Source organism: Nitrospirota bacterium (assembly GCA_016178585.1).
Lineage (GTDB): Bacteria > Nitrospirota > Nitrospiria > JACQBW01 > JACQBW01 > JACOTA01.
The window spans coordinates 16,012-32,921 of the sequence record JACOTA010000030.1 but is presented as its reverse complement, the minus strand read 5'-3'; the positions used below and the strand labels follow the sequence as shown (position 1 = coordinate 32,921).

The following is a 16,910-nucleotide window of genomic DNA, read 5'->3' as shown; positions in this document are numbered from 1 at the left end:
GGAGGCGTCCCTTATCAACGGCTCAGGGTTATAGATTTTACATTTCCAGGATAATGGGGATTATCATGGGTCTTCTTTCCATCTGCTTGAAAATATACTTTCCTGCCATTTTTTTTACCATTCCCTCGACAGCGATCCATTCCGATTTGACTTCCGGGTTCAGTTCTTCCAGCATTTTGGAAACCATTAATTTTAATTCGGCAAAAAGACCATAGGCTTCTTCTTCCGATACAAAACCTTTTGAGATAATTTCAGGTCCCGAGACCAGATCGCCTGTTCCTTTATTAAGGCTAATCATTAAAACAATAATTCCGTCCTGGCCAATATGTTTCCGGTCCCGAAGAACAAAGTCAGCGACGTCTCCCACACCTTTTCCGTCGACAAAAACCCTTCCTGTCGGAACCTTGGCCGTTTTTTCCCATTGATCTTCCCGCAGTTGAACGACATCGCCGTCTTCCATCAGGACAATATTTTCCTTTTTAATTTCGAGGCTTTCAGCAATCCTGGCGTGATGAAGAAGTTGGCGGTATTCTCCGTGAATCGGCATAAAAAACTTGGGCCTGACCAGGTTAATCATCATTTTCAGTTCCTCTTGACTGGCATGACCTGAAACATGAATGTCAGAAACGCGTTCGTAAACGACCTGGGCGCCCCGGCGGAAAAGATGGTTAATGATTCGGCCGATGGCTCTTTCGTTTCCCGGAATGACCCGGGAAGAAAGGAGAACGGTGTCCCCTTCTTTGATATGAAATTGCTTATGTTCATCAATCGCCATTCTAAAAAGGGAGGAAAGGGGCTCCCCCTGACTTCCGGTGGTGAGGAGGACAATTTGATCGTCAGGAAAATTGTGAAGGTTGTCTAACTTCATCCAGGTGTCAGCCGGTATTTTCAGGTAACCCAATTCCGACGCGATCTGCGTATTCTTCACCATGCTTTTTCCCGAAATAAAGACTTTTCGTCCGGAAATGACGGCAGCGTTAACCGCCTGCTGGATCCGGTGAATGTTAGAAGAGAATGTGGCAATAATAATTCTGGATTTTGTCAGGCAAAATATCTCTTCAAAAGCTTTTCCGACGACCTTTTCCGACAGGGTATATCCTGGACGTTCTGCATTGGTGGAATCGGACAAAAGCGCTAACGTCCCTAAATCGCCATATTCCCCCAGCTTCTGAATATCCGTTCGTTCGCCATCCACCGGGCTCTGGTCGATTTTAAAGTCACCGGTATGAATAACTCTCCCAACGGGTGTGGCTATCCCCAGGGCCACGCCGTCAACGATACTATGGGTGACCCGGATAAACTCAATTTTAAAAACCCCCAGGGTAACGATTCCCCGCGGTTTGACAGGATTTAATTCGACACCGGTTAAATTTTTTTCCTTGAGTTTTGCGGAGATGAGCCCGATGGTTAACGGGGTGGCATAGACCGGGGCGCTTAAAACGGACAACAGATAGGGAAGGGCGCCGATATGGTCTTCATGCCCGTGAGTAATCACAATCCCCCGGATTTTAGCGGCATTGGCCTTTAAATACGAAAAATCAGGAATAACGACGTCTATGCCCAGCATCTCCTGATCGGGGAACATAATGCCGGCATCCACGACAATGAGATCCTCATCATATTCATAGACCATCATATTCATTCCAATTTCCCCGAGGCCCCCCAGGGGAATAATGGAGAGGGCTTTTTTACCGTTGAGTTCAGCGGGAGGCGCGGAGTTTAAAATCGGCTGTTCCATAGGGGTTTGATAGTATCATGGCAAGGTTCTTATTTCAATGTTGCGAAAAGTCCCTGGAATAGGCTATTTTGGAGTGCATTATGCCTGGCCGTTGAGAAGAGTTCCAGGTGCAAGGCCGCAGGAACGAGACAACCGGAATGCACACAACAGTCCATGAGGATTGCCGAGCGACGAGAACGCAGCAGATGGGCTCTTATCAACGGATCAGGGACTGTAAACGAAAAAGGAGAATCAAATGGGAGATCTAATTAAAGGGGATTTGGTGAGGCACGAACGGTTTGGCGCTGGCCGGGTGGAAGAGACGTCAGGTTACGGCGACAACCAGCGATGCATGATTTATTTTCCCCGGAATGACAAACACACCTCGATTGCCAGGGAACAGCTTCAAATCCTCACCGAAAGCGAATCGGCGGCCTATGAAATGGTGAAACTGGCGATGGATGAAATTCGTCGGGAGGAATTGCCCCAGGTGGAACTGATGGACCGGTGGCAGGGGGGAGAATTGATTATCAAATCTTCAAATCCGGATTTGGAGCCGAAGAAAATTCCTCTGGAGGCTTTTTTCCACAAGTTTGTGATGATTCGGGACCGGCTCAGGGTGATGGAACAGCAAATCAACGCGCATAAAAATCTATTAGATAGTGAAAAAGTTCAACTTCAGCAGTATATTACCCGAATTTACGGTTCCCTGACGACATTCAATATCCTGTTTAAAAATAAGGCGGATCATTTTGTCGGCCAAAAAGGGGAAGATTAAATCCGATGAGGTTGGTCGTCAAAGACATTAAAGAGTATTTTGGAGCGCAAGACCAGCGATAGACTTCGCACCCACTTATTAATCATGTCATTGCGAGCACCGAAGGGTGCGTGGCAATCTTATCGTAAAGTCTTGAGATTGCTTCACTTTGTTCGCAATGACAGCTTTCTAACTCTGTTCTTGGGTCGGGCCCTGGATCTAGGCATGGGAGAGGGAAGAAACGCTGTTTATTTGGCGAAACAAGAGTACGAGGTAGAGGGTGTCGATATCTCCTCCAATGCCGTTCAAAAAGCGGTATCATCCGGCCAATCTCAAGGAGTTCAAGTAAATGGAATAGCCGTAAAACCTCAATAATAAATATCAAGGATAAATCTTACTTGACTCCTGGGAGAAGTAGAGACTGTCTGAATTTCATTATTTTACTTTACTTTATGTCATAATGACACTATACTGTATTCAATTATGACATATTTCCCAAGAGATATCCTTCAATCGATTAGCCGGGCGCTTCATGATATGCCTGTCGTGGTAATTACAGGAATGAGGCAAACGGGAAAGAGCACGTTTCTTCAGCAACAAACAGAGTTTCGGGGGAGAAAATATGTCACGTTAGATGACTTCGCGCAACTGGCCGCCGCGAAAGAAGACCCTGACCTATTTATTAATACCGGCGAGCCGCTTACGATTGATGAAGCCCAGCGTTGTCCTGAACTGTTCGTCGCCATTAAACGGGCGGTGGATCGAAAAAGAAAACCTGGCCAGTTTATCCTTTCCGGTTCCGCGAATTTTCTTTTAATGAAAAATATTTCCGAGAGTCTCGCCGGCAGGGCGATTTACTTTAATATTCACCCCTTTACACGGCGTGAAATTCATTCCAGAACTTCCTCAACCCCGTTTCTAAAACGTTTTTTTCAAAACCGGAGTCTCGCAGGATTAAACGAAGTCACTCCTGTTTCTCTTTCCGATATCGTCAAAGGCGGCATGCCGTCTGTTTCTATTGGAAAGCTCCAGGATAAATTCAACTGGTTCAAAGGATATGAACAGACCTATCTGGAACGTGACATCCGCGATTTAAGCCGAATCGGGAATATTCTTTCATTCAGAGAGCTCCTTCATCTGGCCGCCCTGAGAACCAGCGGTATCTTGAGCCTGAGCGAATTGGGAAGAGACGCTCGCCTGACCACGGCAACGGTCAGCAACTATCTTTCCATTATGGAAGTGTCGTGTGTTTTTTACCGCCTTCCCCCCTATCTTAAAAACCGGGCCAGCAGGCTGATCAAGTCTCCTAAATTTTATCTGGGAGATTCAGGATTGGCCTGTTTCCTCGCGGGAATTCAAGACCTGTCGGAAGATCCTCTTAAAGGGTCCCTGATCGAAACGTACGTCGCGCAAAATATTGCGGGAATTCTAGATTCCACCTGGCCGCGGGCAAATCTTTTTTTCTGGAATATCCAGGGGCGGCATGAGGTGGACTTTATTGTTGAAGAAGGGAATAGATGTCTTGCCATTGAAGTTAAAGGATCGGGACGTTGGGAGAAAAACGACCTGGCCGGTCTAAAATCTTTTATGGCCTCAACGCCCCAGTGCATTGGAGGAATACTTGCGTATAATGGCACGACAGCGGTAGACCTTGGAAATAAGCTATGGGCCATTCCGCTGGAGATACTCCTTTCCTGAAAATAATCTCTCCGAGAGAATCCTGGAGTTTCTTGAAAGAGCCATTGAAATAAGTGATGATGATCGCTTCCTTTTACTGAGGAAAAAGACCGGTAATTGGACTATACTTATACCAGGGAGATTTAAGGATGTCTGTTTATGATCCACAGCCTATTTCGCCAAATGCCATGCGGGTTTTAGAAAAACGGTATCTGGCCCGCGACGGAGCGGGGAAGGTCATTGAAACACCCGATCAACTTTTTCGCCGAGTTGCCAAAAATATCGCCCAGGCAGAGTTGAACTATCCTTCTGGAAATGCCGAAAACGCCGAAGAAGCCTTTTACCGGATCATGGCCAACCTGGAGTTTTTGCCTAATTCTCCCACCCTGATGAATGCCGGCCGGGACCTTCAACAGCTTTCCGCCTGTTTTGTCCTTCCGGTTGAAGATTCCCTTGAAGGTATTTTTGAAACGCTCAAGCAGGCGGCCTTAATCCATAAAAGCGGTGGGGGAACCGGTTTTTCTTTTTCCAAACTTCGTCCGAAAAATGATTTTGTCAAGTCGACGGGAGGGGTAGCCTCCGGCCCGATTTCTTTTATGAAGGTGTTTAACGCTTCGACGGAAGAGATCAAGCAGGGAGGGACGCGGCGCGGGGCCAATATGGGGATCCTTCAGGTGGACCATCCCGATATTCTCGATTTTATCCGGTGCAAGGATGACCTTAAAGAAATCACCAATTTTAATATCAGCGTTGCGATCACCGACCGGTTTATGGAAGCCATACGTAAAAAGAAGTCGTACGGTTTAATCAATCCCCGTTCGGGAAAAAAAGTCGGGCAGTTAGACGCCGGAAAGGTGCTCGACGAAATCGCCCGTCATGCTTATCGAACGGGAGAACCGGGTATTTTTTTCATTGATATTGCCAACAGGACTAATCCTACCCCTCACATCGGTAAAATTGAAGCAACGAATCCCTGCGGAGAACAGCCGCTTCTGCCGAACGAATCGTGTAACCTCGGCAGCTTGAATCTGGAGGGGCATTTAAAAAAGATAGAGGGCCGTTTTGAAATCGACTGGAGCCATCTCGAACGTTCGATTCGAACGGCGGTTCATTTCCTGGATAATGTCATCGATATGAACAAATATCCTATTCCCGCCATTGAAACTCTAACCAAAGCAAACCGGAAAATCGGCGTCGGGGTGATGGGGTTTGCCCGTGTGCTTTACAAGATCGGGATTGGTTACAATACCGAAAAAGGAATCGAAACAGGAAGAGAAGTGATGAAGTTTATTCAAAAAATCGGATATGACGCGTCCTGCTGCCTGGCTTCAAACCGGGGTGTTTATCCCAACTGGAAAGGGTCCCGCCACGAAGGTTCTGGCCTTGTGGTTCGCAATGCCTATGTGACGACCGTCGCTCCCACCGGGACGATTAGCATGATTGCCGATACCTCGGGAGGATGTGAGCCCGAATTCAGCCTGGTCTGGTTTAAAAATGTGATGGAAGGGGAACATCTTCCTTACGTGCAGGATTATTTTATCGAAGTGGCTAAAAATGAGGGATTCTGGAGCGACCGTTTGATTGACAAGATTGTTGCCAATTATGGATCTGCCAAAGGGGTTCGTGAAATTCCGGAAAAATGGCAGGACGTTTTTGTCACCTCCCATGATGTCGGGCCGGAATGGCATGTCCGGATGCAAGCGGCTTTTCAGGAAAATACCGACAGCGCTGTTTCTAAAACGATAAACCTTCCGGGCCGCTCGACCGTGGAAGATGTTAAAAATGCCTTTTTACTGGCCTATGATTTAAATTGTAAGGGGATTACCGTTTATCGGGACGGGAGCCGGGAGGAGCAGGTCATGAACATAGGCCGGGCCAAAGGAGAGTTGCCCGATGTATTGCCGTCGCGGAGAATCCGGGTGGAGGTCGAAGGGGAGGACCCCTTTTATGTTCATGCCTCCTTGTTGAATGGAAAGCCGGTTGAGGTGTTCTGTTCCCCGGCAACTGAAGCGATCCTTGTTTATACCAGCCGGTTGACCTCCCATATGCTTCGAAGGGGTTTTTCGGTAAAAGAAATGATTAAAGACCTGGAAATGGCCAATTCTCAATGTTCTCACCCGGCCCCTTTGTGGACCGCCTACCGGGAAGGTCTGGAAGCCCTCTTAACAGGTTCAAGCTCACCTTCGATTCTCGAAGGCTATAAGACAACGGTCAAAACAGAGTCCGGGACGGTTTATATCCATCTCTATTTAAAGGACGGAAAGCCGGTAGAGCTTTTCTTCCTTCCGGCTCCTCAAACAAAACATCGGGAAATTTTTGACCTTTGTTTTATGTTAACCTCCCTTTGTTTAAGGGAAGGGGTCTCCTTTGACCGATTGATGAAGTGGTTTGACCGTGCAAATGCCCGGCACGGGCATGTTTCAACCGAATTGGGGGCCCTGAGGCGCGGAATCGACCAGATTTACCGGTTAATCGGGGGGAAAGAAGGTCAGCAAAAACTTTCCTGTCCGGTTGGCGGTTGTGAAGGCTTCCTGATTTTTGAAGAAGGGTGCCTCGGTGGCAAGTGTATGATTTGCGGACATAGCGCCTGCGTGTAATTTCTGCGTTTTCCCGACCTTTTTCTTTTCTAACCCCGGCTGTTTTCCTCCTTAAAATTGTGACTTTCTGAATTCTATTTCTTGTCATCATTTTTTTGTCATTTTATTCTTGACTTTACCTATTCTGGGTGTATACTCCGCTTTGTGGGTAAAAGTGGGGTAAAGTGGGATGTTTATCGGCCAGTTTGAATACAACATAGACGATAAGGGAAGAGTTAATATTCCCGCGAAATTCAAAGAAAAACTGGTGAGCAAGAAAAAGGAGACCACTTTAATCATTGCCAGAGATCTGGATCACTGTCTTTCGGTTTATCCGGAGGCCGAATGGCTAAAAGTGGCTGAAAAAATCCAAAATCTTCCCCGGGTTGAAGAAGATATTCAGCGGTTTGCCCGGTTTATTTTTTCGACCGCGGAGGAATGTCCCATCGACAAGCAGGGAAGAATCCTTTTGTCAGGTGACTTAAGGCGTTATGCCAACCTTGATCGGGAAATTGTCTTCTTGGGGCACTTTCATAAGTTTGAAATCTGGAATCGTGAGACGTGGAGATCCCAGGAAACAGTTAACGCAAGCCCGGAAACTCAAAACCGAATGAAGCAATTGTTAATTAAATTGGGATTTTAATGCTCACCCATATTCCGGTCTTAGTCAATGAAGTGGTTTCTTATTTAAATGTGGGGCCCGGGAAAAGATACCTCGACTGCACGGTAGGAGCTGGAGGACACAGCGAGGCAATCCTTGAAAAATCCTCCCCTGATGGTTTTTTGTGGGGATTGGATAAAGACCGGACGGCCCTTACATTGGCCGAAGAACGGCTGAGTCAGAGGTTTCGGGGGAGATATCATCTGTTTCATGCCGATTTTAAGGATTTTCAGACCGTGATCGATCTGGAAATAAAAGGCGTTGTTCATGGCGTCATTGCGGATCTGGGCGTCTCTTCGATGCAGATCGGTCAGCCGGAGCGTGGGTTCAGTTTTCGGGAAAGCGGTCCCCTCGATATGAGAATGGATCAATCCAGTTCGCTTAAAGCCTCTGATTTAATTCAAAATTTGTCCGAAAAACAAATGAATGAACTGATCAGGACCTATGGGGAAGAGCGCTATTCGAATCGTATTTCAAAGGCCATTGTGAATGAACGTGAAAAAAACCCGATCTTGACCACCGTGCAATTGGCTGAACTTATTAAAAAAAACGTTCCTCCGGTCTACCGGTATGGAAGAATTCATCCAGCCACCCGCACTTTCCAGGCGCTTCGGATTGTCGTAAACCGGGAGTTGGAGGCGCTTTCCGATTTCATAAAAAATATCTTTCAATATCTGACGATCGGAGGCCGGTTGGCGATCATTTCATTTCATTCCCTGGAAGACCGGATTGTAAAACGAACCTTTCTGAGCCTGGTTCAAAAGACAAAAAAAGATCCCGAGTTCCAATGGACTAAAAAACCGATTTGCCCGTCTCTTGACGAGGTCCGGGAAAATCCAGCTTCACGCAGTGCAAAGCTTAGAGTTATCGAAAGGAGAGTATGAGAAACAGAAAGTCCCTGATCTTTGTCTATGTTAGGTGTGGCGTTCTCGTCTTTGGAGGCGTGTTAGGCTACCTGGCTTATCAGATTCATGTGGTAAAGCTGGGTTACGAAATGAGCCAGATGCAAAAAGAAAAAAAAGCGCTTGAGCGAATTCATACCGAACTCCAAATTGAAACTGCGAGCCTTGCTTCCCTGGAACGGATTGAACAGATCGCCGTGACCCGCCTGGGGATGTCCCCTTCCTCGACCGGCCAAAAAATCATGGTGACGGAACTGGATCAAAATAAGAAAAGGCCTTCTGTCGAGTTAGCCGAAAGAGAAATCGAAAAAAGTATTTTTAAATGAAAAAGGATCGCCTAAAAGAAAGGACGCCTCCTCGACCTTACTTCTTCAGAACGGGTTTGATCGTGTTTTTTTTTCTTTTCGGGATCGGGCTTTTAACCTCCAGGCTGATTTATTTACAGCTTTTTATCACACAAAATCTCTCTAAAAAGGCAACCCGCCAGCACCAGAAAACCGTGGTCATAGAAGGGGAACGGGGAAAAGTTCTCGATCGAAATGGAAGAATTCTGGCCGCCAACCTGGAAGTTCCTTCCCTGTATGCCATTCCTTCTGCCATTAAAAATCCTTCGACAGTCGCCGGGGAATTGTCTTTGATTGTTGATCAGCCGAAGTCCTTTCTCGTCAAGAAACTGACGGAAGAAAAGTCCTTTGTCTGGATTAAACGAAAAATCACCCCTGAAGTTTCTACTGCGATTGATAATCTGGGCTTCGACGGAATAGGGATCATGATGGAATCCGAAAGGTTTTACCCGAAAAAACATCTCATGGGGCATATCCTGGGGTTTGTGGGCGCGGAAAATAAGGGACTGGAAGGGATTGAAAAGCAATACGAAGCGGTTTTGCAGGGAAAGAAGGTGTCCGTTACGCTCGAGCGAGACGCCCGGGGAGAGGATATTTTCCCAAAGAGATTAGACTACCGGTTCCCGAAAAAAGGAGAAGACCTCACTTTAACGATTGACGAAGTGATTCAGTACATTAGTGAAAAAGAACTGGATGCCATGATGCAGGAAACCCGCGCCGATAGCGGGACAGTCATTGTCATGCAACCCAAAACGGGGGATATCCTGGCCTGGGTGGTTCGCCCTGATTTTAACCCGAATTCAGTTAGTGCGTACTCGCCGTCAGACTGGAGAAACCGGGGGATTACCGATTCTTATGAGCCCGGGTCGACTTTTAAAATCGTGACCGCGTCGGCCGCCCTCGAAGAAAAAGTGGTTTCTCCATCAGAGGCGATTTATTGCGAAAACGGATCTTTTGACATTGATGGAAAACCGATTCATGATCACGCCAAAGAGGGGATGCTGACTTTTACCCAGGTTATTCAGAAATCCAGTAACATTGGAACCGCTAAAGTCGCTCTCCGCCTTGGAGAGAAAAAACTGAAACAGTACATTCAAGCGTTTGGTTTTGGGTCGAAAACCGGTATCGATTTAATTGGAGAAACCTCAGGCATTGTCAACGCATCGAGCCATTTACCGAAAAGAACGGTGGCCTCCATTGCCATCGGCCAGGGTATTTCGGTAACGCCGCTACAAATGGTAACGGCCTTTAGCACGATTGCCAATGGGGGTTATTACATCAAACCTCATGTTGTCAAGACAGCCCTCCGGGAAGCGGGAAAGGGAGATCTTGAGGAAGTTGAAATCCCGAAACGGGTCATCTCCGAACAGACGGCCAGAGAAGTGACCCGGATTCTGCAAACGGTGGTTCTTCCCGGGGGAACAGGTGAAAAGGCGGCATTACCGGGTTATCTCGCGGCGGGAAAAACGGGAACCGCGCAAACGGTTAATTCAACGACCCGCACTTACTCGATGGATAACTTTGTAGGTTCGTTCGGTGGTTTTGTTCCTGCGCAAGACCCCCAATTGGTCATTCTGGTGGTCATTCATCACCCAAAAGGGGTCACATGGGGAGGGAGTGTTGCGGCCCCCGTTTTCAAAAATATTGCCGCTCAGACGTTGAATTATCTTGGCATTCCTCCATTTGACACGAAAAGAGTCCTGGTCGTTCAGAAAGATTCATAAAGGTTTTTTAAACTATTGGAAAAGATGAGAAAATGTTAAAATTTCATGATGAAATTGAAGCGCCTTTTATCTGAAATACCCGTTGAACGGATTGAGGGGCCTGTCGAGGTGGATATTCGAGGGATTACCTATTCGTCTGCAGAAGTGAAACCCGGTTATTTGTTTGCCGCGATGTCGGGAGTTAAAACCGACGGGCATTTATTTATCGGGGAAGCGCTTAAAAACGGAGCAACGGCTGTTCTTTGTGAAGAGTGGAATTCTTCCAACGGCGAATTAAAAGATCGCTCAACCCGGATTCAAGTTGAAGATTCCAGAAAGTCTTTCGCTCAAATAGCGTCTCAATTTTATCACCATCCTTCGAAGCAACTGGGGATCGTGGGCGTGACAGGAACGAATGGGAAAACCACCACTTCCTTTCTCATTCGAAGTTTGATGGAATACCTGGGACCGACCGGCCTCATTGGAACGGTTGGAAACTGGATTGGAAAAGAAAAACAGAAATCGAGTCATACCACTCCTGAATCTTCGGACCTTCAGTTTTTATTACATCAGATGAAATCCCGGGGAATAAAAAATGTCGTGATGGAAGTTTCCTCCCATGCGCTGGCGCAAGAGAGGATTTGGGGGACCTTTTTTGATACGGCGGTTTTTACGAATCTGACGCAGGATCACCTGGAATATCACCACACGATGGAAAGTTATTTTCAGGCCAAGTCGAGATTGTTTCGTGATCTTCGATATTCGGTTTTTCAAAATAAAAAACCGCTCGGGCTGGTCAATATCGATGACCCCTGGGGAAAACAGTTAATCACACTGACGTCAGCCGAGATTTGGACTTATGGCTTTGGCGAAGGCGCGGACCTTCAGGCCGTTAATATTCAAAGGACCTCTTCCGGAACATCGTTTCTGGTGAAGACGCCCGCCGGGGAGCTTCATATCCACACCTCCATGCTTGGGACCTATAATGTTTATAATCTTCTTGCCGCCGTGGGCGTAGGAATCCGCCATTCGATCCCCCTTAACATCATTGAAACGACTCTGGGAAAAACCATAGCCGTGCCGGGCCGGCTTGAAAAAGTTTCCGGCGATTATCCGATTACAGTGCTGGTCGATTATGCTCACACAGAAGATGCTCTATTAAAGGTGTTAACGACGCTGCAGGAAATAAAAACCGGAAGAATGATCCTGGTTTTTGGGTGCGGCGGAGACCGGGATAAAGGGAAACGTCCTAAAATGGGGAGAGTCGCAGGCCAATGGGCAGATTCTATTTTTTTAACCTCCGATAACCCTCGAGGTGAAGACCCGATGCAAATTTTAAGAGAAATTGAAGCGGGGCTCCTCTCGTTAAAAGGGGAGAAGAGAGGGGAGTACCGGATAATGGTCAATCGGAAAGAAGCGATCCAGGCAGCAATTACCGGGGCAAAACCGGGCGATTCCATTCTGATTGCGGGAAAAGGCCACGAAGATTATCAATGGGTCGGGAAGGTGAAATTTGAATTTGATGACCGGTTGGTGGCCCGGGACGCGCTGCAACACCGGTTTGGGTGTTAGGACATGGACTTAACCGTACATGAGATTCTCGAAGCGACCCGCGGAAAACTAATTCATGGGAAGGCGGATGTGAGGATCGGACGGGTTTCTACCGATAGCCGGAAGATTGAACCCGGGTCTCTTTTTATCCCCCTTAAGGGACCGGCTTTTGATGGACATGATTTTATCGATCAAGCCTGTCAGGCCGGAGCTGTTGGGTATTTGAAAGAAAAAAGCTCCCGCGCCGGCTCTAAAGGGATCTGTATTGAGGTTGATGACCCTTTAACCGCTCTGCAGGAATTGGCCGCTTACGTCCGGAAAAGTTTTAAAGGGCCTGTTATCGCCGTGACCGGAAGTAATGGAAAAACGACCACCAGGGAGATGCTATACGCCATTTTGGCGCTGAAACACTCCGTGTTAAAATCTGAAGGAAATTTGAATAACCACATCGGGGTTCCGTTAACCCTCTTAAAAATGACCGCTAAACATCAGATGATTTTATTAGAAATGGGAATTAACCACCCTGGAGAACTGCGTCGTCTGTGTGAAATTGGCCGGCCCACCATGGGTTTAATAACCAATATTGGAGAGGCCCACCTTGAGGGGCTTGGGAGTCCCGAAGGGGTTGCCCAGGCCAAAGGGGAATTGCTCGATTTTTTGCTCGAAGGGGTTGCCGTGATCAACACGGACACCCCGTTTTATTCCCAACTTAAGGAGAGGCAAAAAGGGAGAAGGGTTAGTTTTGGACTGGCAGAAGAAGCTGATTTTCGGGGAGTTCACATTCAACCCGACCGGCAAGGGACGATCTTCACGTTAAAGCACGAGAAAGATGAAAGTGTCATTCACCTGGCCGTTCCGGGCACGCACAATGTTTATAATGCGATGGGAGCCGCCGCGGCCGCTTCGACGCTGGGATGCGCGTCGTCGGACATTATCCAGGGTTTAAATTCGTTTCAACCCGTCCCATTAAGATCAGAAATCGTCGATTTAAATAACCAAATCAAGGTGTTGTTGGACGCTTATAACGCCAATCCTTCGTCAATGGAAGCAGCCGTCAGGATGCTGGTTGATCTGGGAAAAGAGGAAAATCGAAGAACTGTGGCGGTTTTAGGGGACATGCTGGAACTTGGAAGGAGTTCTGAAGACGCCCATTTTAAGTTAGGGAAAACCCTTGGCCGGTTAAAAATCGGACGTCTTTATTTATACGGACCTGAAGCTTGCCAGGTTTTTAAAGGGGCCGTCGAAAACGGCATGCCTGAAGAATCCATCAAGGTCTGTTCAACCCACGAAAAAATAGCGGAGGAAATTAGAAAGCTTTCCGCGGATCGTTCACTGTTATTGATTAAAGGCTCTCGAGGAATGAAGATGGAAAAAGTTCTCGACTTATTAAAGAAGGAATAACATGCTTTATTCGCTCCTATATCCTCTCCACACGCACTACGCCTTTCTCAATGTTTTTCGATATATTACCTTTCGGGCCATTTATGCCACTTTAACCGCTCTGATCATCAGTTTTCTACTCGGTCCGTATTTAATTAAAATGCTTCAAGGATGGAAGATTGGACAGCAGATCAGGGCAATAGGCCCTCAATCTCACCAGGTAAAGTCGGGAACGCCTACGATGGGTGGAATCCTGATCTTAATTGCAATTATCCTGGCCACTCTTTTGTGGGCCGATTTAAAGAATCGGTATATTTGGCTGGTCATTTTAGCTATCGTTGGGTTTGGAATGGTCGGGTTCTGGGACGATTATTTAAAAGTCGTTCGGAAAAAATCGGATGGGTTGCTTCCCCGATATAAATTTGGTCTTCAACTCTTGATCGCCTCCATCATCGCAATCATTTTATTTTACTCCCCGGCGTATTCGACGAAACTCAATTTTCCGTTTTTCAAACATTTTTTGCCAGACCTGGGCTGGTTCTATGTCCCATTTATTATTTTTATAATCGTCGGCGCATCGAATGCCGTAAATCTTACGGATGGTCTGGACGGCCTGGCCATTGGGCCGATTATCGTAACGTCTGTTGCCTATTTAATCGTCGCTTATGTCTCGGGAAATCATAAATTTGCGGAATATTTACTGATTCCTTATATAGAAGGTTCAGGGGAACTATCGGTTTTTTGCGGCGCCATTATCGGAGCAAGCCTTGGTTTTTTATGGTTTAACGCTTACCCGGCCTCGGTTTTTATGGGGGATGTGGGTTCCCTCCCGATCGGAGGCGCGCTTGGAACCGTGGCGATTGTTTCAAAACATGAGTTGCTTCTCCTTCTGGTCGGAGGCATTTTCGTCATTGAAGCTTTATCGGTCATCACACAGGTCATTTCCTATAAAACAAGAGGAAGAAGGGTATTTTTGATGTCGCCGATCCATCACCATTTTGAGTTAAAAGGTTGGCATGAATCCAAGGTCGTCGTCCGTTTTTGGATCATTGCCATTATTCTGGCGTTGCTTAGTTTAAGTACTTTGAAATTAAGATGATTTCTTTAAAAAACAAGGATGTCACGGTGGTCGGTTTGGGTAAAAGCGGTCTATCGGCGGTCCGTCTTCTCCTAAAGAAAGGAGCTCATGTAGCCGCGACCGATTCGGATGAGTCCCTCAGGCTGGACCTGGCGGAATTTAAGTCCCTTCCCGTTGCGTTTAAGCTGGGCCGGCATAAGGCTGAAGATTTTTTGTCCGCTGATTTAATCGTAGTCAGCCCGGGCATCCCTGCCGAAAATCCCCTTTGGGGGGGGGCGAGAAAAAAAGGGATCCCGGTTATTGGAGAATTAGAGTTGGCTTCCTGGTTTTTAAATCCTCGACTGATCTATGCAATAACCGGAACGAACGGGAAAAGCACTTCCACGACCCTGCTGGGCGAATTTTTTAAAAAAGAAGGAAAACAAACTTTTGTAGGCGGGAATTTAGGTCTGCCGGCTTCGGAAGCGGTTCTTGACCCGCCAAAGGGAGGATGGGAGGCAATTGTCCTGGAAGCGTCGAGTTTTCAATTGGAAACCATTCAAACCTTTCATCCTAAAATGGCCGCTCTCTTAAATATTACGCCGGACCATGGAGAACGCTATACCGGGATGGAGGAATATACGAAGGCAAAATTCAATATTTTTGCTAACCAGGGGAGAGAGGATTACGCTCTGCTGAATTGGGACGACCCGGTCATCCGGAAATTCCCCAATAAGGTGAAATCCAAAGTGGTTTGGTTTAGCTTGAAAGAATCGATTCCAGAGGGGATTTTCCGGGAAGAGAGTTTCCTGTATTACAGGAATGGCATGAGCCGAAAACAAATATGCGATGTGGCGTCTATTCCTCTTAAAGGGAGCCACAACAATGAAAACATCGCTGTGGCAGCCGGGATGGCCTTTTTAGCCGGGGTTTCTCCTCAAAACCTTCAACAGGTTTTAACGGAATTTAAAGGCCTGAAACATCGCCTTGAAAAGGTCCGGGAAGTTCATGGCGTGACCTACATTAATGACTCGAAAGGAACAAATGTCGGCGCGGTGATGAAATCTCTTGAAACGGTTCAGGCTCCTGTCATTCTGATTGCCGGAGGGAAGGAGAAAGGGGGTGGATTTTCATCTCTTATTCCTCTGATCCGCCAGAAAGTCAAAACCTTGATCTTGATCGGCGAAGCAAGAAACCGGATGCGGGAAGAGTTGAAAGAAACAGTCGATATTCTTGAAACGGAAACGCTTCAGGAAGCGGTCCAAAAGGCCTCTGCGCTGGGTCGAAAAGGGGACACGGTTTTACTCTCTCCGGCCTGTTCCAGTTATGACATGTTTAGAGATTACGAGGAACGGGGAGAACTATTTAAAAAATTGGTAAAGGAACTGGTTTAATTGAAAGGGTTTATTTTTTCCAAAAAGGAAGGGCCATTTGATTTTTATTTATGGAGCGTTTCGTTGCTTTTGGTCTCCATCGGCCTGGTGATGATTTACAGCGCAAGCGCTGTTATTTCAGAGGCCAAATATGGCGATTCTGGATTTTTTGTCAAAAAACAGCTGGTTTACGCTCTGATTGGAATTTTTCTGACCTGGTTTTTCTCTCGAATCGAGATCAAACTTTTGGAAAAGGCCGTTTGGCCTCTTTTAATCCTTTCAGCCTTAAGTCTGTTTGCGGCGCTCATCCCTTCGATCGGGAATCAGGTCAATGGCTCGAGGCGCTGGATTAAGCTGGGACTGATCTCTTTCCAGCCGTCAGAGTTTGCCAATCTTTCATTGATTATTTTTATGGCGTCCTACCTCGCGAAGAAAAAGGGAAAAATTAGAGAGTTCGGCAGAGGGATACTCCCCTGTCTATTGATTCTCGGGGTCTTTTTGAAACTCATTCTGGCAGAGCCTGATTTTGGTTCTGCGGTAATCATCGGGACTGTTTTCTTTCTTTTGATTTATCAGGGGGGCGCGAGAATCAAACATCTTTTTATATTATTTTTACTTTCGCTTCCCTTTATCTATCATTACCTGCATGTGGGTTTCAGGCGGCACAGGCTTCTGGCCTTTTTCGACCCCTGGAAAGAGCAGGGAGGAGAAGGGTTTCAAGTGGTGCAGTCTTTTTTGGCTTTTGCGGGAGGAGGTCCTTTCGGAACAGGACTTGGAGGGAGTAAACAGAAACTCTTTTATTTGCCGGAGCCGTATACGGATTTTATCTTCTCAGTGATTGGCGAAGAGTTCGGCCTGATCGGGACTCTGGGCGTTCTTTTTTTATTTTCACTATTGATTTTCAGAGGAATACGGATTTTATCAAGAACGGAAGATTCTTTTAGTTTTTACCTCGCGTCGGGAATTACCTTCTTCATTTTTTTACAGATGTTTGTTAATATTTGCGTCGTGACCGGGCTTTTCCCGACAAAAGGCCTGCCCCTTCCATTGATCAGTTACGGCGGTTCTTCTTTATGGGTCAATCTTATTTCAATCGGGATTCTCATGAATATCTCTCGAAAAAATGGGAGGAGAGCGACAAGAAAACCTTCAGGAAAGTCTGAGCAATTTCAACGTAAGGAGATGAGATGTTGAAATATCTGGCCGTTGAGA

General features: G+C 46.7%; 14 protein-coding genes. 13 read left to right on the top strand and 1 reads right to left on the bottom strand.

Annotated elements, in window-relative coordinates; all coding sequences use genetic code 11:
- Positions 1 to 37 precede the first annotated feature (37 nt).
- Complete coding sequence (locus tag HYR79_05230) at positions 38 to 1,738, bottom strand: ribonuclease J (GenBank protein ID MBI1821096.1); 1,701 nt, start codon at positions 1,736 to 1,738, stop codon at positions 38 to 40.
- A gap of 235 nt (positions 1,739 to 1,973) precedes the next feature.
- On the opposite strand from HYR79_05230, the gene HYR79_05225 reads away from it, so the two are divergent.
- The 13 genes from HYR79_05225 (at position 1,974) to ftsW (ending at position 16,892) form a co-directional block, all read left to right on the top strand.
- Positions 1,974 to 2,495: a hypothetical protein gene (locus tag HYR79_05225; GenBank protein MBI1821095.1), complete on the top strand. Its 522-nt coding sequence runs from the start codon at positions 1,974 to 1,976 to the stop codon at positions 2,493 to 2,495.
- 84 nt (positions 2,496 to 2,579) lie between these two features.
- Entirely contained in the window at positions 2,580 to 2,849 is a 270-nt protein-coding gene (locus tag HYR79_05220) for a methyltransferase domain-containing protein (GenBank protein MBI1821094.1), read from the top strand.
- A 108-nt stretch (positions 2,850 to 2,957) separates the two neighbouring features.
- Positions 2,958 to 4,172: an ATP-binding protein gene (locus HYR79_05215; GenBank protein ID MBI1821093.1), complete on the top strand. Its 1,215-nt coding sequence runs from the start codon at positions 2,958 to 2,960 to the stop codon at positions 4,170 to 4,172.
- 128 nt (positions 4,173 to 4,300) lie between these two features.
- Complete coding sequence (locus HYR79_05210; protein MBI1821092.1) at positions 4,301 to 6,748, top strand: adenosylcobalamin-dependent ribonucleoside-diphosphate reductase; 2,448 nt, start codon at positions 4,301 to 4,303, stop codon at positions 6,746 to 6,748.
- A gap of 169 nt (positions 6,749 to 6,917) precedes the next feature.
- Positions 6,918 to 7,370 carry a division/cell wall cluster transcriptional repressor MraZ gene (mraZ, locus tag HYR79_05205; protein MBI1821091.1) on the top strand — a complete coding sequence of 151 codons (453 nt, stop codon included), beginning with the start codon at positions 6,918 to 6,920 and terminating at the stop codon, positions 7,368 to 7,370.
- Positions 7,370 to 8,272, top strand: a complete 903-nt coding sequence (gene rsmH, locus HYR79_05200; protein ID MBI1821090.1) for a 16S rRNA (cytosine(1402)-N(4))-methyltransferase RsmH — start codon at positions 7,370 to 7,372, stop codon at positions 8,270 to 8,272. Before mraZ ends, rsmH begins: the two co-directional genes overlap by 1 nt.
- The gene (locus HYR79_05195; GenBank protein ID MBI1821089.1) at positions 8,269 to 8,616 is read left to right on the top strand and encodes a cell division protein FtsL; all 348 of its coding nucleotides are present in this window, start codon (positions 8,269 to 8,271) and stop codon (positions 8,614 to 8,616) included. The genes rsmH and HYR79_05195 overlap by 4 nt, the downstream gene beginning before the upstream one ends.
- A gap of 62 nt (positions 8,617 to 8,678) precedes the next feature.
- Positions 8,679 to 10,358, top strand: coding sequence for a penicillin-binding protein 2 (locus HYR79_05190; GenBank protein ID MBI1821088.1), 1,680 nt, complete (start codon positions 8,679 to 8,681; stop codon positions 10,356 to 10,358).
- A gap of 45 nt (positions 10,359 to 10,403) precedes the next feature.
- The gene (locus HYR79_05185; GenBank protein ID MBI1821087.1) at positions 10,404 to 11,909 is read left to right on the top strand and encodes a UDP-N-acetylmuramoyl-L-alanyl-D-glutamate--2,6-diaminopimelate ligase; all 1,506 of its coding nucleotides are present in this window, start codon (positions 10,404 to 10,406) and stop codon (positions 11,907 to 11,909) included.
- Between the two features lie 3 nt (positions 11,910 to 11,912).
- Positions 11,913 to 13,289, top strand: coding sequence for a UDP-N-acetylmuramoyl-tripeptide--D-alanyl-D-alanine ligase (locus HYR79_05180; GenBank protein MBI1821086.1), 1,377 nt, complete (start codon positions 11,913 to 11,915; stop codon positions 13,287 to 13,289).
- Position 13,290: 1 nt separating this feature from the next.
- The gene (locus HYR79_05175; protein ID MBI1821085.1) at positions 13,291 to 14,367 is read left to right on the top strand and encodes a phospho-N-acetylmuramoyl-pentapeptide-transferase; all 1,077 of its coding nucleotides are present in this window, start codon (positions 13,291 to 13,293) and stop codon (positions 14,365 to 14,367) included.
- A complete protein-coding gene (gene murD, locus HYR79_05170; GenBank protein ID MBI1821084.1) occupies positions 14,364 to 15,719 on the top strand; it encodes a UDP-N-acetylmuramoyl-L-alanine--D-glutamate ligase in 1,356 nt (451 codons plus the stop codon). The genes HYR79_05175 and murD overlap by 4 nt, the downstream gene beginning before the upstream one ends.
- Positions 15,720 to 16,892: a putative lipid II flippase FtsW gene (gene ftsW / locus HYR79_05165; protein MBI1821083.1), complete on the top strand. Its 1,173-nt coding sequence runs from the start codon at positions 15,720 to 15,722 to the stop codon at positions 16,890 to 16,892.
- Positions 16,893 to 16,910: the final 18 nt, after the last annotated feature.